At 41.4% G+C, this 20559-nt stretch carries 15 protein-coding genes; 5 read left to right on the forward strand and 10 right to left on the reverse strand.

The features are described 5' to 3' along the window. Positions 1-36: 36 nt before the first annotated feature. The 5 genes from BLQ87_RS23015 to BLQ87_RS23035 all read right to left on the reverse strand — a co-directional run bounded on the left by BLQ87_RS23015 (position 37) and on the right by BLQ87_RS23035 (position 10087). Complete coding sequence (locus BLQ87_RS23015; RefSeq protein WP_074611284.1) at positions 37-2334, reverse strand: Tex family protein; 2298 nt, start codon at positions 2332-2334, stop codon at positions 37-39. Between the two features lie 173 nt (positions 2335-2507). After that, positions 2508-3494, reverse strand: a complete 987-nt coding sequence (locus BLQ87_RS23020; RefSeq protein WP_074611285.1) for a pyruvate dehydrogenase complex E1 component subunit beta — start codon at positions 3492-3494, stop codon at positions 2508-2510. Between the two features lie 67 nt (positions 3495-3561). After that, positions 3562-3918, reverse strand: a complete 357-nt coding sequence (locus BLQ87_RS23025) for a bleomycin resistance protein (RefSeq protein ID WP_083362024.1) — start codon at positions 3916-3918, stop codon at positions 3562-3564. A 14-nt stretch (positions 3919-3932) separates the two neighbouring features. Beyond that, positions 3933-6845: a PD-(D/E)XK nuclease family protein gene (locus BLQ87_RS23030; protein ID WP_074611286.1), complete on the reverse strand. Its 2913-nt coding sequence runs from the start codon at positions 6843-6845 to the stop codon at positions 3933-3935. A 2-nt stretch (positions 6846-6847) separates the two neighbouring features. Next, positions 6848-10087, reverse strand: coding sequence for a UvrD-helicase domain-containing protein (locus BLQ87_RS23035; RefSeq protein ID WP_074611287.1), 3240 nt, complete (start codon positions 10085-10087; stop codon positions 6848-6850). A gap of 225 nt (positions 10088-10312) precedes the next feature. Between BLQ87_RS23035 and BLQ87_RS23040 the strand changes: the two genes are divergently transcribed. Beyond that, the gene (locus BLQ87_RS23040) at positions 10313-10810 is read left to right on the forward strand and encodes a thioredoxin family protein (protein ID WP_074611288.1); all 498 of its coding nucleotides are present in this window, start codon (positions 10313-10315) and stop codon (positions 10808-10810) included. A 58-nt stretch (positions 10811-10868) separates the two neighbouring features. On the opposite strand, the gene BLQ87_RS23045 is transcribed toward BLQ87_RS23040, so the two are convergent. The 3 genes from BLQ87_RS23045 to BLQ87_RS23055 all read right to left on the reverse strand — a co-directional run bounded on the left by BLQ87_RS23045 (position 10869) and on the right by BLQ87_RS23055 (position 14286). Next, the gene (locus tag BLQ87_RS23045) at positions 10869-12575 is read right to left on the reverse strand and encodes a glycoside hydrolase family 3 protein (protein ID WP_074611289.1); all 1707 of its coding nucleotides are present in this window, start codon (positions 12573-12575) and stop codon (positions 10869-10871) included. Positions 12576-12726: 151 nt separating this feature from the next. Continuing rightward, entirely contained in the window at positions 12727-13374 is a 648-nt protein-coding gene (locus tag BLQ87_RS23050) for a porin family protein (protein WP_074611290.1), read from the reverse strand. A 297-nt stretch (positions 13375-13671) separates the two neighbouring features. Then, positions 13672-14286, reverse strand: a complete 615-nt coding sequence (locus BLQ87_RS23055) for a porin family protein (RefSeq protein ID WP_074611291.1) — start codon at positions 14284-14286, stop codon at positions 13672-13674. Between the two features lie 329 nt (positions 14287-14615). Here BLQ87_RS23055 and BLQ87_RS23060 point away from each other — a divergent pair, with 329 nt between their 5' ends. Beyond that, entirely contained in the window at positions 14616-15347 is a 732-nt protein-coding gene (locus BLQ87_RS23060; protein ID WP_074611292.1) for an MIP/aquaporin family protein, read from the forward strand. Between the two features lie 71 nt (positions 15348-15418). Here the strand turns inward: BLQ87_RS23060 and BLQ87_RS23065 are convergent, their stop codons facing one another. Then, a complete protein-coding gene (locus BLQ87_RS23065) occupies positions 15419-16426 on the reverse strand; it encodes a TlpA disulfide reductase family protein (protein ID WP_074611293.1) in 1008 nt (335 codons plus the stop codon). A gap of 136 nt (positions 16427-16562) precedes the next feature. Between BLQ87_RS23065 and BLQ87_RS23070 the strand changes: the two genes are divergently transcribed. The 3 genes from BLQ87_RS23070 (at position 16563) to BLQ87_RS23080 (ending at position 19157) form a co-directional block, all read left to right on the forward strand. Then, positions 16563-17240, forward strand: a complete 678-nt coding sequence (locus BLQ87_RS23070; protein WP_245723913.1) for a 2OG-Fe(II) oxygenase — start codon at positions 16563-16565, stop codon at positions 17238-17240. A gap of 82 nt (positions 17241-17322) precedes the next feature. Next, positions 17323-18597, forward strand: a complete 1275-nt coding sequence (locus BLQ87_RS23075; protein WP_074611294.1) for a condensation domain-containing protein — start codon at positions 17323-17325, stop codon at positions 18595-18597. Between the two features lie 128 nt (positions 18598-18725). After that, entirely contained in the window at positions 18726-19157 is a 432-nt protein-coding gene (locus tag BLQ87_RS23080; RefSeq protein ID WP_074611295.1) for an SRPBCC family protein, read from the forward strand. 88 nt (positions 19158-19245) lie between these two features. On the opposite strand, the gene aceA is transcribed toward BLQ87_RS23080, so the two are convergent. After that, positions 19246-20523 (reverse strand): isocitrate lyase, encoded by a 1278-nt coding sequence (gene aceA, locus BLQ87_RS23085; RefSeq protein ID WP_074611296.1) that lies wholly within the window; start codon positions 20521-20523, stop codon positions 19246-19248. Between the last annotated feature and the right edge of the window lie 36 nt (positions 20524-20559).

Here is a 20559-nt window from a genome sequence, read left to right on the forward strand (position 1 = left end):
AAATGTGAGTTTCGAACCTTTTTTGTTTATCGTGCGTTATTTAAACTTATTTTTCAATGCTGCCAGCTTCAGTTGCAAATCCCCTTCTGGTTGCGCTTTTTCTTTTCGCTCCGGTTTATGTATAGGTTTCGGTTTAGCTGCTGATGGTTTGCTGAACGTCTTTGGCTTTTCTACTGGTTTTCCCGTGTTTTTTGTCTTAGGCCTCGCTTCTCCTGTTTTCATGGATAAGGAAATGCGCTTGCGTGCCACATCTACTTCCATTACGGTTACTTCCACCTTTTGGTGCACTTTTACCACATCGTTAGGGTTGGCGATAAAACGATCAGACATCTGACTGGTATGTACCAGACCATCCTGATGAACACCTATATCCACAAAAGCGCCGAAATTGGTAATGTTAGTTACAATTCCAGGAAGTTTCATGCCGATCTTCAAATCTGAAACTTCATTCACCCCATCCGTGAAGCTAAATGCTTCGAATTGCTCACGGGGGTCTCTTCCTGGTTTCGCCAGTTCACTCATGATGTCATTTAGTGTCGGTAAACCGATCTCTTCACTCACATATTGCTGTAATTTGATCTGTTTTCTCAACTCTGTATCTTTCACCAGCTGAGCAACTGTACAATTTAAATCTCTGGCCATTTTATTCACCAATGCATAACGCTCCGGGTGAACACCACTTGCATCCAGCACATGCTCTGCATTTCTGATCCTAAGGAATCCCGCAGCTTGTTCAAATGCTTTATCACCTAAACGGGGAACCTTTTTCAAGCTTTCTCTGTTTTTAAACGCCCCATTTTCGTTTCTATAGGTCACGATGTTTTGCGCCAATTGAGGTCCAAGACCGGAAACATACGCCAATACTTGCTTCGAAGCGGTATTTAACTCCACTCCTACTGCATTTACGCAGCTCATTACGGTATCATCCAGAGATTGTTGTAATTTACTTTGGTCTACATCGTGCTGGTATTGTCCGACGCCAATAGATTTAGGATCGATCTTCACCAGTTCTGCCAATGGATCCATTAACCTTCTGCCGATGGAAACTGCGCCACGAACCGTAATATCCTGAGTTGGAAACTCTTCTCTTGCCACATCTGAAGCAGAATAGATAGAGGCTCCGTTTTCATTTACCATCACCACTGTGATTTCCGGAAGTTGAAGTCCGCGGATAAACACTTCTGTTTCTCTTCCTGCGGTACCATTACCGATGGCAATGGCTTCTACTTCATGCTTTTTACAAAGCTCAATAATTTTATCTGCGGCGTTCTTCACATTTCCTTGTCCGGTATGTGGATAGATCGCTGTATTCTCTAGTAACTTACCTTGCCTGTCCAAACATACCACTTTACATCCGGTACGGAATCCAGGGTCAATAGCCAGGACATTTTTTTGCCCCATCGGTGCGGCCAGCAAGAGTTGTCTGGCATTTTCAGCAAATACACGGATGGCTTCTTCATCTGCTTTATCTTTAGATAAAGAGCGGATTTCGGTTTCCATTGCCGGCCCTAACAATCTTTTATAACAATCCTGTATCGCAAGTTTCACCTGTTTGCTGCCTGGGGAATTCCCTTTCACAAACTGCTCTTCCAAAATTGTGATCGCACCTTCTTCTTCCGGCATGGTCTCCAGTTTTAAGATAGATTCGTTTTCTCCTCTTCTCATCGCAAGAACACGGTGTGATGGCGCTGCTTTCAGGGGTTCTTCCCATTCAAAATAGTCTTTATACTTGATTCCTTCTTCCTCTTTACCTTTCAGGACTGAAGATTTGAAAGATGCTTTCTGCTGGAAATACTTTCGCATTGAGGTTCTCACTTCCACACTCTCGTTCACAATCTCCGCGATGATGTCCCTTGCCCCGGCTAAGGCTTCTTCTGTAGAGTTTACCCCCAGCTCCGCATTCAGAAAAGCTTCGGCTGCGGAATCAGGATCGCCTTTCCCTTGTTCCAGGATCAGCAACGCCAAAGGCTCCAGACCTTTTTTTCTGGCTTCAGAAGCTCTGGTTTTACGCTTAGGCTTATAAGGAAGATAAATATCTTCGATTGTCGCGATGTTTGTAGCCTCATTGATCTGAGCCTCCAGTTCAGGCGTCAACTTATCCAGTGCCGCTAAAGCTTTCAGGATTGCCTCTCTGCGTTTGTCCAGCTCACGAAGCTGTTGAAACCTGTCGCGGACTGCCGCCACCTGCACTTCATCCAGGCTACCCGTCATTTCTTTACGATAACGCGAGATAAAAGGAACTGTTGCTCCTTCATCTAACAATTCAATAGTCGCAATAACCTGCTTTTCAGCCACCGCAAGTTCGGCAGCAATTATTTTAGAATGGTGACTCATTTAAAGATCTTTTGGTATTCTAACGTACAATTGGGGCCAAAATTAATTCTAACAATTGACATCCTCAAATAAATAAAATGTTAATGAATTGTTGCGCCCTGGTTAGGATAAATAAAAAAAAATCCCGCTGGTTTTTTGCCAACGGGATCATATAACAGGATATATTAAATAGCTTATTTTGCTACGTACATTACTTCTTTAACTGCTTTAATCACTTTTTCAGCATTAGGTAAGCTAGCTGCAATCAGTGTTGGTGCATATGGAAGTGGAACATCAGCACAAGTGATGCGCAATACCGGAGCATCTAAATAGTCAAAAGCATTCTTTTGAACATTAAATGCAATCTCAGAAGAGATAGAAGCCAATGGCCATGCCTCTTCAACGATCACCAAACGGTTTGTTTTCTTCACAGACTCAATGATGGTTGGATAATCGATAGGACGTACGGTACGTAAATCGATTACTTCTACACTGATTCCTTCTTTAGTCAACTCTTCTACAGCCGGGTTTACCACACGGGTTAACATTTTACCGAAAGTAACGATGGTTACATCAGTACCTTCTTTAACCACGTTAGCTTTACCGATCGGCAGGTAATATTCTTCTTCAGGAACTTCTCCTTTATCGCCATACATTACTTCCGATTCCATGAAAATTACCGGATCCGGATCAAGGATAGCTTGTTTTAACAGACCTTTAGCTTCATAAGGAGTAGATGGAACCACTACCTTTAAGCCCGGGCAGTTTGCATACCAGTTCTCAAAGTTCTGAGAGTGCTGAGCACCTAGCTGACCTGCATTTCCGGTTGGGCCACGAAATACGATCGGAATAGGGAACTGTCCGCCACTCATTGATAACATTTTGGCTGCGCCGTTAATAATCTGATCAATAGCAACCAACGAGAAATTGAAAGTCATAAATTCTATGACCGGAATCAATCCATTCATTGCTGCGCCAATACCAATACCGGTAAAGCCCAATTCGGCAATTGGAGTATCAATTACGCGTTTGTCACCAAACTCGTCTAACATACCCTGACTTACCTTATAAGCACCATTGTATTGCGCTACTTCTTCACCCATCAGAAATACGTTCTCATTTTTACGCATTTCTTCACTTAGGGCTTCACGTAACGCTTCTCTAAATTGAATTTCTCTCATTGTATATTCAAATATTAACTGTCGGCAAATATAACTATTGTAACTTAATTATAAAGTAGTGTTTTAATTACACTTTGTTTTCTATGGATTCCCCGAAATGAATGATGTTTCCGTTGTTGTCTAAAATCGAGAACTGACGCATTCCCCAGGGCATTTCTGCAAGCTTTCCATTAGGGTGAATCACGCCCAGAGGCTCATATAGTTGATATAATTGCTCAACTTTATTTACATTGATATAACAACCGGTGTGCTTTGGAATGTCCGGATCTGTTGTTGGCCAGAAGTGCAAAGCGATGTCATCTTTACTGAAAATCAGGTATCCATCCCATTCGGAATGAAAAGTAAAGTCCAGTTTTCCGGTGTAAAAGGCGATGGTTTCCGCTGAATTTACCGAGGCTAGAATAGGGACTGCAGAAACTAACATAGGCATCATTTTAATTATTTTCCACAAAGGGTCAGGTAAGGGCAATACATGCAATTATCGGCTACCGTCGTATGGGTAAAGGGAACATCAGGATTGAACAATTCTTCCAGTTTTTGCTGGAGCAGGGTTTTAAAACTCCCCTTCATTTCGTCCAGCTGTTCTGCCTGTAAAAGTACTCTTTTCCGGTTTTCCTTCAAATAGAACAAGGTTCCCTCCTCGCGCATTTTACGAATGATATAGAGGTTGGGCTCTACTCCGGTAATGCCTTTTGCCTGCTCATAAACGTAGGTATAAAACAAGGTCTGCACCAATGCTTTGTTCTGCTTATTACTCTCACTATCAAAGAGCTCTTCAATGGAGGAGAAGCCAATTTCATCCCTTCCGGTTTTATAGTCGACAATTCTGGTTACCCCATTGCGCTGATCAACGCGATCGATGATTCCAAACAAGGTTAATGACCGCTCCTCTCCCTGCACCTTAATTGGGAAAGGAATCACATAATCCTCATCATTTTCCAGTTCCACTAAGGTAAAAGGAGCTTGATTTTCATCGTGATCCAGGATAACATTCGCATATTCTGCAACAATAGCCAGCATGACCTGCTGCATTCCGTTGTGTTCAAGAATCTTTTCTTCCTCCTTAAACATCACAAAAGCGAAAGCGCGTTTACACAATTCGTCGAGATTTTTTCTATTCTCTACGATCCGTTCTTTAGTGATGTATGGGCTTTCGGCCTGGAGTTTCTGATAAAAGCGTTCCAGCACAAGGTGGAGGGTAGAACCAATACTATTGGCTTCGAGATTTTCTGCCAGCTCTTCCGGCTCTTCTATTTTAGCGATGTATTTGTAGAAAAACTGCACCGGGCAGTTCAGGTAGGTCGTGAGTCTGGTGGCGGAGAGTTTAGCAGAAGGGCCTTCCTGTCCATCCAGATAGAGGTTTAATCTTCGGAGGACTTCGCCTTCCTTTTTAATGTCGACGTTTACCTTAGATTCAATGGCAACGGATTGCGACTGGTCAAAATATTTAAAGGTATAACCACTTTCAAATTCCAGCTGACGGAGGAAACGGCTCGGTTCTCCGGTATTGTTATCATCCCCCTGTCCGTTGTAAACCAGGCTAACTTTCTTTGAACGCTGCAATAAACGGTAAAACATATAAGCAGAAATGGCATCCTGATTTTCAATTACCGGTAAGCCGTAAGCCCTTCGGATGCTATCGGGAATAAAGCTTGGTGAAACATTTACCTGTGGCAGGATTCCTTCGTTTACCCCGAGCACATATACATGTTCGAAATCCAGACTCCTGCTTTCCAGTAATCCCATCACCTGTACACCCTGTAAAGGCTCTCCACTTAAAGGCACTGCAATGCCCTGCACTGCTTTTTGCATGAGCGAAAGCACAAAAGAAAGGGGTAGCTGGGCCGCGTAATCTTCCAATGTATCATGTAACCGGTTTAACTCTTTTAAGGTGGCAGCAAACAAATCGGCTTCGGTTTGTTTTAAAGTTTTATCCTCCAATTGGCGCTCCAGGATCAATCTGAAGACCTTTTGCAGGTTATTTATCGCTGCTAAGCCTTTATGTACTTTTGTAAAAAACAAAGTAGACAGTTCATCATTATGCAAGCCGAGTACGGGAACCTCTATCAATTGTTCTTTTAAAATTTCCTGCTGTACCAGATCTCTCTGTTCGGCAGACACCCCTGTTAATGGATGCGATAGAAAAGCTTCTACCTCTCTATAATATACCGTATCCTTTTTACCTTCGATCAGTTGTGCCTGAATACTCAGCCAAAGATCCGCCAGGCCAAAAATGGAGGTCGCCAGCAAGGGATATCCCATCGTAACGTTGAGGTCAATGTTAGAAATGCCTTCTGCATGCTGATACTGGGTAGGGATAGTCTGTAACACTGGCAATAATAAACTTTCGTCAGCAAGGATCAGTGCAATTTTCCCCGCATTGTCTGCCGCCTCGAGTAAAGGATAGTCCTGCAGCAATTCCTGTTGAAGGATTTTTGCCTGTGCCGTTTGTCCCTGTGTTTTATAGACATTAATTTCTTTCTGATGACTCCTGATCAGGTCTTTACTGGCACCCAATGCATTTGGAAGACCTAACTTTTGAATATTTTTTCTCAGGAATAATCCGGCTTCCTGGGTTTCATCCTGGAGGTAATAATTGTCGGCATCAAAGTAGAATAAGGCTTTTTCATCTTTATTCCATCGCTTAAAGATGACGGCCTCGGCATTACTAAGGGCATTGAAACCGGCAAAAACCAGTTTTCCTTCACTGAAGTCGTTAATAAAGGTTGGCCGATCCGCATTTCCTTCCGCCAGCTGACGATAGATATAAGCCATTGTCGTATATCCCTTTTCCCTCAAAGCATGATGAAAACTCCGGTATAACTTTGGCATGCGTCGCCACATGCGAATAAACTGTTCCTGATGGTTCTGCTGTTTCCCCGAGGAGAAAGAAGACCAGAACTGCTCCAAAAACTGTTGTTGTTCGGGTGTGAGGTGCTGAAATTCCTTTTCGATTACAGCAATGTCTTCCAGTTCCTGAAATAACTGATCTGCATTGACAAGGTCGTTGTCAATTTGCGAAAAATCACTCAGAATGATTCTGGCAATGGGATAAAACACATCCGGATTCAGCGCCTTTCCTCCCTCCTCTGCCAGCAATTTATTGTATTGCTGCAGCAAGGTGAAAAACTGGGTGAATCCATCGGCTACCTGCAAATGAGTAGAAAGGGCAAAAAACTCCTGGATTGTGAAAAATGAGGGGCTCCAAAAAGGCTTTCCAATGGAATCTGCGAGATGATTCTGTAGGTAAGGAACGGGGCGTTTATTGTTAAAAACCACTGCTGCATGGTGCAAATCTCCGCCAAGGCGCGTGACCAAATCTTCTGCTACTTCTTTTAAAAATGCACTCATCTTTACACTAATTTTAGTTCCGCACTATGCGCATAAAACAGATAGGTCTGTACTTTCTGATAGCCCATGGCGAGCAACAAATCCCGATAACCATACACCTGTTTGATGTGGGCATCGCTTTCTTTATGGGTAAACTTATAGTCGATCACCACGACCTCTTTCCCTGAGATCAGGACTTTATCGGGGCGGTACATTTTCCCACGGATGTCGATAATACTTTTTTCGTTAATGGTTTCGTTGCTTGTTCCGAGTAAGGCCTGCAAATCTTTGTGTTCCAAAACATTCACTGCCTGCTTTCTCAATGCGGGAAGTTCTTCGGCTTTAAAAACACCTTCATTCAGCATCGTATTCAGCACTTCATCCACTTCTGCAGCATTCGCCGAAAGAGCCAAGACCTCATGTAAGATACTTCCCTCTCTTCCTGCATTGGTACCGGTCAGCATTTCCAGCTCCCTCCGCTTCAATTTATTATTGAAGACCTCACTGAGTCGCCCTGATGTGGGATATTCCAGCAGGTTGATCAACTCTGGACGCTCTTCTTTGGAAGCCGATGAAACTGTTTTTTTAACAACCGGTTCGTCGACGATAAAGTTTCCGTCCTCATTTAACTGCTCTTGTAAAGTCATGGCCATCAAATCGCCAATGGTGCTGATGGTATCTGTTTTTTTCCCAAGACAGGTAATGTACAGGTATTCTTTTGTTCTTGTCGTGGCGACATATAACATGTTTAGCGCATCCATATTGTTGTACAACAATTCCTCATAATAGGGAATCGCTACGGCCGACTGTCCCAGTTCCTTATTATATTTCAAAGGGATACTCTGCAACTGGTGGTAAGGTGTATTTTCTGTGGGCACCCAAAAAATGCTGTTGGGCTTGCCATTAATTTCCCAATTACAGAACGGCACCATGACCACTTTAAAGGCAAGTCCTTTAGATTTATGGATGGTAATCACCTGCACGGCATCTGTATTTTCTGAAGAAGGCAGCGTTTTCCTGCGCCCTTCTTCTTCCCAATAAGTAAGAAAAGAGGTAATTCCTTTTTCTCCCTGCCGGGCAAAGTTTCCGGCCAAATCTCTTAATGCAAATAAATAAGGCATATGAGCAGCATGGCTTGCCCGACTTAATCCATAAGCACGGATCAGCTTTTCCAATAATTCAGGTAATGGCTGCTGCATCCAGCTTTTCCAGTTTTCACAAAGCTCCGGTGGTAAAATATCAGACAGCTCTTCCAGTCCTTTAATTTTCAGGTTAAACAATTGCTCTGGCTGTACTTTTTGCACTTTTAGCTGTGCATACAGGCTAATGCAATTGGCTTTATATAGGGCTGTATTATTTGGAAGCCCTGCCATCACCATCAGGGTATTGATCAGAATTTTTACCGCAGTATTGTTTTCTATCAGTAAAGCCTCTCCTGAAATCACATTGATGTTGTTCTCCATCAATGCGTCCACTACAGCGATTGCTTCTGAGTTTGAACGCACCAATACACAGGCATCACCTGCTTTATACCGTTGCTCTTTTATGATGAGGCGGGTTAGCGTTGCCACCATTCTTCTCAACGCTTCCGACTTAAAACCGGTTCTTCCAAGACTTGCACCATCTGCATCGGTTTTTAAAACCGAAAAGTCGATACTTCCTCCGGAAGCCGTTTTTGGGGTGAGCTTTTGAGCAACTTCAGCATATACATCGGTGATGATGTGACCAAGCCCCCTTTCCGCCCACCAATCGGCGAGTTTTTGATTGGCAGATTGCTCTTCTATGGTATCATTCAGCTTTCCCTGCATCAATATCGGCAGTGCCTTAAAGAGCATGTTGTTAAACAGAATGATATTTTCGGTGCTTCTATAGTTTTCTTCGAGATTTGCAGAGGTCACATAACTTTCGCCAATGTCTCTTTTCGCCTGCTGGTGAAGGATATTCCAATCGCCATTACGCCAGCGATAGATGGATTGTTTTACATCGCCTACGATCAAATGATCAATCAGTTTACCATTGGCTTCTGCCATGGCATTCTTTAACAGGGGTTTAAAGTTCCCCCATTGATTAGAAGAGGTGTCCTGAAATTCGTCAAACAGAAAATGGCGGTACCTGCTTCCTGTTTTTTCCCAGATAAAGGCTGGATTATCATCATCCTCACCGGTAATTCCTTTCAGGAGATTCTGAGCATCACTAATCAACAGGTTGCCACTTTCCTGCCTGTAAGTTTTCAGTAAGACGGCCATTTCCTGCATCAAACGCAGGTAATATAAGTTTTTATTAAAAGCCTGGGCCAGGATATACTCCGGCAAACCGGAAATATAACGTTGATGTAGTTGATCCAGTAATGGGTTAAGGCTGGAATATAAAGAATCGTCTGATCCTGCTTTAAACCACTCTTCCGGCTCATTGATCAGCTTTGCTATGTTTTCAATTTTTGAAAAATCACCATCTGCAATCTTTGAAATGGAAAGCAAAGGAGAGCGTGATTTTCCCTTCAGCTGATCAGTGCTGATATTGGCTGATTCAAACAGGCTCATGGCACGTAAGGCTTTCTCTTTGAGGTCGCTTTCAAATAAAGTAATCTGCTGCCGGGTAGATTTACTGTACGCTCCAAACATGACATTTAAGTCATTGTGCTCGATGAGCTCCTGAATTGCATTGTCGAAAGGCTGGTAACGCTCTTTAAATATTTCTCCGGCCAGGTCGATCAGCTCATTCCTGTAATTCCAGCTGATGTTATTGCTGATCCTGTCCATGGCCAGGTCAATGATCCACTGAAGCAGGTTCGGGTTGCTGTCCATCTGTTCATCGAGCTTATCGGCAAGTTCGTTTTTTACCTTTTCAAAGTTCATTTCCAGTGCATAACCGGAATCCAAACCCAGTTCAAAGGCAAAACCTCTGATTACCTTTTGCACAAATCCGTCGATGGTGCTGACAGAAAAACGGCTGTAATCGTGTAATATTTTTTTATAAATCCTTTCTGATTTTTCCTGTAAGCCGGTTTTGTTTAAGTCAGGATGTGCCTTTAGGACTAAAGTTCTGTAATCTTCGACCTCTTCCTGCCCTAATGCAAAGCCTTTAAGCACTTCCATAATCCTGGTTTTCATCTCTTCAGTCGCCTTATTGGTGAAGGTTACCGCCAGAATTTCCCTGTACTTGGTTTCTCCAGACAATAGTAAGGTCAAATAATGTGCTGTAAGACTGAATGTTTTACCGGATCCTGCGGAGGCTTGTAATATTTTTAGAGGCTGTTGCGGCATTAGGTAAAGCTAAAATATTCTGCTGAGGTTTTCACAAAATAGTAGACGACTTAATTAGTAGACTAATTTTATAATCTGATTACATAAAGATCTGAATAGTTTCTTACTTTTGGTTTTAGCGATGTGATCTTGAGTTGCAGGGATTATGGTTTAGCTTTTCAGACGATAAAAAATCAATCCTAAAATACCTGAAGGCAGAGCTAGTAAATGATAAAACAAATGACAATGAAAAGAATAGCTTTAATACTTTTTGCTTTTGTAGCCATTTCGACGAGTGGCTTTGCTCAGGCGGCAAAAGAAGCCGTAAAGATTTACAACCCTTCTGCGAATGCACAGGCAGATATCGATGCCGCTGTGTCTAAGGCCAAAAAAGAAGGTAAACATGTATTTATACAAGTAGGCGGAAACTGGTGTTCCTGGTGTATTGCTTTCCATAATCTGGTAGATAGCACTCCAGAGCTTAAAACTGTCCTTAATGACAATTACGAAACAGTATTGGTTAACTACAGTAAAGAGAATAAAAATGAAGCAGTATTGGCGAAATTAAACTACCCGGGACGCTTTGGTTTTCCGGTATTCCTGATCCTTGATGGAAACGGAAAATTATTACACACGCAAAACTCAGCTTATCTTGAAGAAGGCAAAGGGCATAGTGTTAAAAAAGTAACTGAATTCCTTAAAAACTGGAATGCTGCAGCGCTAAAGCCTGAAAATAATAAATAGATCTTTTGAAAAACGATCCTGCTGATGTGATCAATAGGGTTACATCAGCAGGATTTTTTTATTCTCCGTCGCCGTATTTAAAAGCGGCATTTATGGTTACCGGCAATTTCCCGCTAGGAACGAATTGGTTTTTAATCACCGAAGATGCTGCACGCTGCATAAAATCTTCCTTCTGATAGGCTACAATCAGCCCCTTGCTATTTTCAAGTCCTGATAAGGCGCTAATGTTGTAAGGGTTGGCAAACAAAGCGAACACCGCATTTTTATCAGACATATCTTTAATGAACATTTTTAAATCTGCACTTAGTACCATTCCATTTCCTGGACGGTTTCTCATATCATGAATCCCCACAATCACCTGGTCGAAACCAGAGATCTCTCTTAACACTTTCGCAATCGAGTTTGCATTGGCATCTTTATCCAGGGTATAAAAGATTGAATTCTTATAATAAGTGCCCAGGTCCTTCTGAAAAGTCGTTACGTTAGCTGTACCAATGCTGATGATAATCGTTCTTTTTTCTGCAGACAATGTTTTCAGGTATTGTTTCCCCCTTAAAACAGTCATAGAAGCATCTGCCAATTGTTGTAACAAGGTTAAACTCTCCGCTCTGTTCACTTCGGCGAGAACGTTCTGCTCATTTATAGTATCCTTTACATTTAGTCCGGCCCAATACTTTGCAGTAAGGATCTTCTTTACACTTTCGTCTATTCGGTCCATGCTGATCCTTCCTGATCTTACTGCTTTACGGACCAGCTTAATGGCACGGGCACTATTTTCCGAAAGCTCCAGAATGTCATTCCCCGCAATGATGCCCATCACATCAGCTTCGCCATCTTTAAAGTATTTTACCACGCCTTTCATTCCCATCGCATCGGAAATCACAAGGCCTTTAAAGCCCAGTTCTTCTTTTAAAATTCCGGTCACAATTGGTTTAGATAAGGTAGAAGGCATATTGGGCGTATTGTCCAATGCCGGAATGTTCATATGTGCAATCATGACCCCAGCAGCTCCTTCTTTAATGAGCTCCCTAAAGGGATAGATCTCAAGGCTGTCCAAACGTGCTTTGGTAAAGGGCAATTTTGGAAGGTCATAATGTGAATCTACATCGGTATCTCCATGTCCTGGAAAATGCTTTAAACTCACCAAAAGACCACCGTCCTGCATTCCTTTCATATAAGCTGAAGCTTTGGTGGTTACGTTATATTTATTCTCACCAAATGACCTGAAATTGATCACTGGATTTTTTGGATTGTTGTTGACATCTACATCCGGGGCAAGATTCATGTGCATCCCTATTCGTTTGTAGTCTTTCGCGACTTCCAATCCCATCTTATAGATCAGTTCTTTATCCTGAACAGCCCCCAATGCCATCTGGTAAGGATAGGAAACCGTACTATCCAAACGCATCCCCAAACCCCATTCTCCATCGGAGGTGATGAGTAAAGGAACACGTGCGAGCGATTGATATTGATTGGTTAACACTGCCTGTCTGCCGGGACCACCCTGAAAGAAGACCAATCCACCAATTTTTTCCTTTTTGATCACTCTTCCTATAGAGTCTTCATAGGCTTTACCCATATCAGTATGTGCCCTTACAAAAAACATTTGCGCAATCTTCTGACGCTTATTTAGCTTGTTAAATACAGAGTCCACCCATTGGTTGGGGCCCGCCAGAGTTTCCAAGTATGTTTTTTTCTGTGCCTGAACTGAAGACAGTCCACTGAATAAAAGAAGAAAAAGGGCTGTTGAATGGTTAAATTTCATTGAGGTGTAGTCGGTTAAATCTCAAAGTTAAACAAAAAGCATTCAGATAAAAGGAGGTCTGATGTAACAAAAGCGGGGAGAAATAAGGTTAAAAAAAGAATCCCGGCCCTATTTAAAGGTACCGGGATCTGCTTTCCATAGGTAAATGGAATTAAAAAGTATAGCCTAATGACAAGGCAAAGCCTTTATTTTTCAGTTTATCCTGATTGATGTCGTCATTAAATGTTTTCTGGAAGTCCATTGTATATCTTCCGTTCACGTTGATGTTAGGGGTAATGGCGTAACCTAATCCCACGACACCACCAGCGATGGATTTTTTATAGTCTTTTTTATTGGTAAAGCTATCTCCTGCCTGTTCGCCATTCACTTTAAATGATGACTCCTGAGAAAGTAAAAATGATGCCTGAGGGCCAACAAAAACAGTTAGTTCGGGAGTGGGTCTGTATCCGACCAAAATTGGTACGTCCAGATATCCAACTTTGGAATCAAATTCAGAGGTCGTATTTCCAAAAGTTTCTTTCACTTTACCCCCTTTTTGGGAATAGATCACCTCCGGCAGGAAAGCAAAACCACCGCCTAAAGGTAGATCAGCATAAACACCTGCCTGAAATCCAACTTTAGAATCGGTGGAATAACTTTGATCCCCAATGGAGATCTTTCCCATGTTCATTAAATTTGCACCGGCCTTAATACCAAATCTCATTTGATCGTTTGCAGCAGATTGTGATGTTTGTGCTTTTGACTGGAAGGCCAGACTACTCATAGTCAGACCCAATCCTATAATGAATAATTTTTTCATAATTGTCGATTTTAATAAGTTTAAAATTCGGGGTGGGTATTGTAATAACCATGCCAAAAAAGGCTGTCAACCATGTATTCCACAAAGCAAGATGAAAACAAATACACTGACATACAGACAATTAAAGTCAAAAAGCAAATTCAGCTACGAGGAAAAAAGAGGTATTTTAAATTGTCCCAAATCCAACACATAATGTGCTGCGGATCAGGAAACCGGAAACTTGAAGAAGCAAAATTCTGTCTACAAAAAAAGAGGGCACCTGTTAAAGTACCCTCTTCGATATATTTTCCTCTAGGGTTAGAATTTCACACCTACACCTACAGAGAATACCTGGTTTTTGTATTCAGGAGTTTGTTTCGTTCCGTCTTCATTGTTTTTCTGGAAATCAAGGGCATAACGGCCATGAATATCAAATTTATCATTGAGGTCATATCTAAATCCAATTACCCCACCAACAAGGCTTTTTTTAAATTTATCCGAATCTTCATTGAACTCATTTTCTATAACAGTACCAAAACGGTTATCAAATTTATTCTTGGTAGAAGTTAAAAATGAAACCTGAGGCCCTACAACCAGATTCAATCCACTACCCCCTAGATTAATAGTTGCCAGAATTGGAATATCAATGAAGTGAGTAGTTTGGGTATATTCTCCCAAAGAAGTCTGCGCTTTATACCCTTTGGTCGAATACAATAGTTCCGGAGTAAATGCAAGTCCTTTGATCAGGTTGATGTCTAAAGTAACACCGGCATTAAAACCAGGATTTACTTTAGTGCTATAATTGTTGTTTCCATCTCCCTTAATGATGTTAGGAAGGTTCAAACCTGCTTTAACCCCTAACCTGATGGGGCTTTGTGCATTGGCTGCACCAGCAACGAATAGGCCTATAGCCAAAATAATGATCTTTTTCATGTTGTGTTGTTTTATCTCAGGGTGTTAGAAAGAAATGTGCCAAGATTTATATTTTCACTACTGCATATCATCATAATCTGGCTATAGATTCATTTAAAGCGAATTAGCATTCGGATATTTCCTATATTTCTTATCGATGGCTTCAACGCGTCTCCTCTAACTATTGTATCGAATTTGATACAAACCAGATTAAGATCTAGGGGATGCGGTCGGAAAACGGGGGAAATTAATAATTGACATTTTCGATTCCCCTTCTTTTAGTTTCAATAACGATTGTTTATACTTACGTATAATTACGATTAGTGTTATAAATCATTAAATTTTTTCAGATGTCGGAATTTTCAGCCGAAGTAATCGGTACCATGGTCATGATTCTTTTAGGAAACGGTGTAGTTGCCAATGTCGTTTTAACAGGAACAAAAGGGAATAACGGAGGCTGGATTGTCGTCACAACGGCATGGGCATTGGCCGTATTTGTAGGCGTAGTCATTGCCGGGCCATATAGTGGAGCTCACCTTAACCCGGCTGTTTCCATCAGCATGGCCCTTATCGAAAAACTAAGCTGGACAAAAGTACCCGTTTACATTCTGGCACAGTTTATTGGTGCTTTTTTAGGTTCCTTTCTCGTTTGGCTCACCTACAAAGACCACTATAAGCTGACCGAAGATCAAGGTGCCAAACGTGCTACATTCTGCACAGCTCCGGCCATTAGAAACACCTGGTCTAATCTCGTTAGTGAAATCATAGGAACTTTCATATTGATCTTTGTGATCTTTCATTTTACCGATGCCTCTATGGGCATTAGCAAAACGCCAGTAGGTTTAGGCTCTCTCGGAGCGCTACCGGTAGCCTTGCTCGTTTGGGTCATTGGCTTGTCGCTCGGAGGTACGACAGGATATGCCATTAATCCGGCAAGGGATCTGGGCCCAAGAATTATGCACGCCATTTTACCCATTCATGGGAAAGGAGATAACGACTGGGGCTACGCATGGATTCCCGTTGTTGGCCCGTTGACCGGCGCATTGCTCGCATTTACGTTAAACTTGTTAATAAAAATATAGATATTCAAACGGCCCGTTCAGCATATGTTATGAACGGGCCGTTTGAAGTATAACACTTATATAAATTTCTTTTAAGGAGTTTTTGCTAAAGGAGTAGCGAGAAGTTCTTCCAGTTTTTTATCCAGATCTTCTCCTCTCAGGTTTCTACCAATAATCACACCGTTAGGATCGATCAGTACGTTTGAAGGAATGGCCCTGACCCCGTACAACTTCGCGGCTGAACTATTCCAGAAAGCAAGGTCAGAAACATGTGTCCAGCTCAAGTTGTCGTCTTTAATTCCTCTCAACCAAGCTTCTTTATCCTTATCGAGAGATACCGCAAAGATCTCAAATCCTTTATCATGATATTTTTGATATGCTTTTACCAGGTTTGGATTTTCCCTTCTGCAAGGTCCACACCAGGATGCCCAGAAATCAAGCAATAAATATTTTCCAAAATGATCCGATAGTTTAGTTGATTTTTCTTCCGGTGTTAATCCTTCAAAATCAGGAGCCTTATTTCCAATGCCAACACTGGTTAATACATTTACCAGGTCTTTCAGGACCGCAACATAGGGCGTATTAGACAATTTAGGATCCAACAACTGTAAATTCTGTCTGATCTCTTCTGGAGTCAATCTATAAGAGAAATCCCGGTAAAAAACATAAGCTGCAACTAAAGAGCTTGGGTTTTCTTTAATAAATGCGTCTATTTTAACCTCTTTTTGCTTTTTGTAGCTGGCAAATAAATCATTAGAAGCAGATCCGGTCACCACTGAATTTCTATAATAACCTTCCGGATCCAGGGAAACATCTACTTTTCCTTTTTCTAAAAAAACATACAGTGGACTCTCTTCCTTATCTATAGTTAAACCATACAACTCCGGTAATTTAAGTGTCTTTTTAAATTTGAAAGTCCCATCCTTCAGCTCTGCAGAATCCAATGTAAAAAACATCTTGTTATCGAATTTCTGCAGATAGACCTTCCCTGAGTTCTGTCCTTTAACAGTTCCTGAAATTTCTACATTACTTTTCTCCTGTGCGTGAACCGCTGCGCTGCTCAAGAGCAACGATAGCGCAGCTATAGTTAGTGTTTTCATCCTATATCAGTTGATTTAATCCAGGCTTTTTATTTCCACAAGCCTTAAGGTAAAACAAAGATAAACAAATAAACTACTAATTCCATAGACATTAATCCAAAAACCAACCCTTCTTTCATAACTCTTTCATTTTACATTGATTTTCAAATACTTACCATTAATTAAAGCTACCTTACGTCAGGTAAGGGCGATGATGCCCGAAATCATGATGACCACTCCATTGGAACAAATTTTTAATAAACTCATTGACAGCTTCATAGAAAACAAGGTTGGCATAGCAGAACATTTTTTAAGCGAAGATCTTGCTGCTCATTTGAAAAACAACTTAACGCAACTCTACAAAGAAAACCTTCTTTTGTCTGCCGGAACAGGAAATGATGCACTGGTAGTTCATGATAAACTATTTAGAAGTGACCGGATATACTGGCTTGACCGGAAGCATAATAATCAACATGAAAATGATTTTTTCGATTTGATGGACCGCTTTGTAAGCCACCTGAACAGCACCTGCTATACAGGCATCACCGGCTACGAGTTTCACTATACACTATATGAAAAAGGAAGCTTTTATAAAAAGCACCTCGACCAGTTTCGCAGCAATGGAAGCAGACAATATTCAATGGTCATGTATCTAAACACAGATTGGAAAATAAATGACGGTGGCGAGCTCTGTATCCATCACCTGAACAATCTTCAAAACATCAGTCCATTGAATGGAAAAAGTGTATTCTTCAAAAGCAGTGAGCTGGCTCATGAAGTTTTACTCACAAACAAACCGAGATTGAGTATCACAGGCTGGCTAAAGGTCATGTAATGAGGGGAGTAAAGGCGTTTTATCAATCTTGATTTTAAAGGAGAATAAATTAACCTAACTTTAATTGAAATTCGCTCAATTTATGTTAAAAAGAAAGCTCTCTTTAATTGAAGGTACGATGTACGCCAACGGCTTCGGAGTCGTTAACGTTGTGTCTGGCATCAGAATCAAAGGAAACATTCCCGAAAAAGCCTTATACGATGCACTCTCAAAAGTTCAGAAAAGACATCCTTTGCTTAGGGTGACCGTTGCAAAAGAAGACAATGGCACTCCTTTTTTTGTGGAACAAAAAAACATCTCTGAAATACCTGTACGCGTGGTTAGGCGACAGAGTAATGAGGATTGGGAAAAAGAATCGATCGCAGAATGCCTCAGTCCTTTTGTCTTAAAGGATCAACCACTCGCAAGGCTGGTTTGGATAAAATCAGACGAGATATCAGATTTGATTTTCGTTTGCCACCATTGCATTTGTGATGGCAAATCTGTTTTGAACATGATGGACGAAACACTCCGTTTATTAGCGCAGCCAAACTTGGATATTGGCACTTATAACTCTTTCGCTTCTGTTGAAGACTTTATTCCTGATGCCATTAAACACAATAAAGCCAATATTATAAAAGTTCAAGTCTTTGCTAAATTGGTAAAACTCAGCTTAAATATTTTGTGTTTAAAAAAAGAAATTAAAAGAGATCAGCCCTATTTCTTGCACTGGAAAATAAGCAGAGAAGAATCAGCCATCATCTTGAACAGTTGTAAGGCGACACAGATTTCCATTCATTCCGCGCTATCTGTTGCCTTTTTAAAAGCCCATCAACAGATCAAACAGCTTAAATCATACTCCAGACTTTACTGTGCCGTAGACATGCGGAAATTTCTTCCCGAAGTCAAAGAAGACATGTTTTTCGCCTTTCCCGCAATGATAGGCTTAAGCTTAAAAGCCCATAAAACCAACGACCTTTGGGCTCAGGCAAGGACGTTTAAGGAAAAACTTCAGCAGGAGATCAACAAGATAGACGTCAATAAAATCTTCATGTATAGCAACCGACTCCTGCAGACCCTTCCCAAAATGACCAAATATGCAAAAGCAGAAAGGGGAGCCCATGATTTTACATTCTCCAATATGGGAAAAGTCAGCATCAAAGAAAATTACGGTATCCTTGAAGTAGAAGCCTTACACTCTCCTTCCACCATGTTCCCTTTTGGTAATCCGAGCACGCTATTTACCACGACATTCAGAGGAGAAATAGGTTTTATATTTACCTCAGATGAAGCCTTCATACCAAAAGAAGATGCCATGACACTCAAACAAAATGCCATGCAATTGTTAATAAGTTCGACTAAAGCGACTCCTTGTTAAAAAAACATCATTCTCCCTGTCGTAAATTCCCCTTCATTTTGTCGTTTCTCCCTATCGCATTTTCAGAAAAGCCCCGCTAATTTTACATCATTCAATTAAACAGAACCATTCAATTAAAATTAAGCAAAATGAATACAACAAATCAGGTCAATATTACAATAGAAGCTATTGTAAACGCAGCAGTAGAAACGGTTTGGAACGCATGGACTTCTCCGGAACATATTGTAAAATGGAACAACGCTTCTGAAGACTGGCATACCCCGAGAGTAGAAAACGATCTACGTACAGGCGGGAAATTCCTATCAAGGATGGAAGCTAAAGATGGTAGCTTCGGCTTTGACTTTGCCGGAGTTTACGATGAGGTAAAAACCAACGAGCTTATTGCTTATACCCTTGGAGATGATAGAAAAGTTAGTATAACTTTTACCGGAAATGGCAACACTACAAAAATAACCGAAACCTTTGAAGCTGAAAGCACAAATCCGATAGAAATGCAAAAAGGTGGCTGGCAAGCAATCTTAGACAACTTCAAAAAATATGCAGAATCATTGGCAGGCTAACCAAAAGTCTTTTCATTCATTGATAAAAAACAAGGCGGGCGTCTAATACATTTTAGACCCCGCTTTGTGCTGTATTTGATAATCATAGCTAGTGAAACTGAGCAGTTTCCGTACTATCTTTCATGGCCATGGTAGAAGCGGTTCCTTGCTGAACGGTACTCTGAACGCAATCAAAATATCCGGTTCCCACGAAAGTCTGATGTTTTACGGCTTTAAAACCATGTTCCTGCAATGCAAACTCCCTTTGCTGCAATTTAGAGAAACCAGCCATACCACTTTGTTTGTACGATTGAGACAATTCAAACATAGAGGTATTCAATGCATGAAAACCAGCCAGCGTAATGAACTGAAACTTATAACCCAAAGCCGCCAAATCTTCCCGGAATGTTTCCATCTCTCGTTCTGTCAGGTGTTTACTCCAATTGAAGGAAGGAGAGCAATTGTAAGCAAGAAGCTTCCCTGGATAAGCCGCATGAATCGCTTCGGCAAACGCTTTTGCTATTGCCAGATCGGGCTGCGAAGTCTCCATCCAGATCATATCCGCATAAGGAGCGTAAGACAAACCACGTGAAATACACTGTTCCAATCCATTCTTTACAGTGTAAAATCCTTCATTAGTTCGCTCACCAGTAATAAATTCCTGATCTCTTACATCGATATCCGAAGTAATCAAATTCGCAGCTTCTGCATCTGTCCGTGCAATAATGATCGTGGAAACATTCATCACATCAGCTGCCAGCCTTGCTGCAATTAATTTATTAACAGCTTCTTGCGTGGGAACCAATACTTTTCCGCCCAAATGCCCGCATTTTTTCGCAGAAGACAGCTGATCTTCAAAATGAACACCTGATGCTCCGCCTTCGATCATTGCTTTCATCAACTCAAATGCATTTAAATTGCCCCCAAAACCAGCCTCAGCATCCGCTACAATGGGCGCCATCCAATCTTTCGAGTTATCTCCATTTACGGAATCAATTTGTTCACAACGCAATAAAGCATTGTTAATCCTTTTCACCACATCAGGTACAGAATTCACTGGATACAGAGATTGATCAGGATACATCGTTCCTGAGGAATTGGCATCAGCAGCGACCTGCCATCCACTTAGGTAAATCGCATCTAATCCTGCGGCTACTTCCTGCACAGCCTGGTTTCCAGTCAGGGCACCCAAAGCGGCAACATACGTCTGCGCTTTCAGTTTTTCCCATAATTTCTCTGCCCCGTTTTTGGCCAAAGTATATTCAATTTCTACTTTACTACGCAATTTCAAAACTTCTTCTGCGCTATAAGGCCGATTGATCCCTTCCCATCTCGGGTTGGTTTGCCATTCGGCAAATAATCGGGTTGCTCTATGATCTGTTCCCATTGTGGTTCGTTTTTAGGTTAACATTTACATTATTTT

Origin of the sequence: Pedobacter steynii, assembly GCF_900103665.1 — a bacterium.
GTDB lineage: Bacteria > Bacteroidota > Bacteroidia > Sphingobacteriales > Sphingobacteriaceae > Pedobacter > Pedobacter steynii.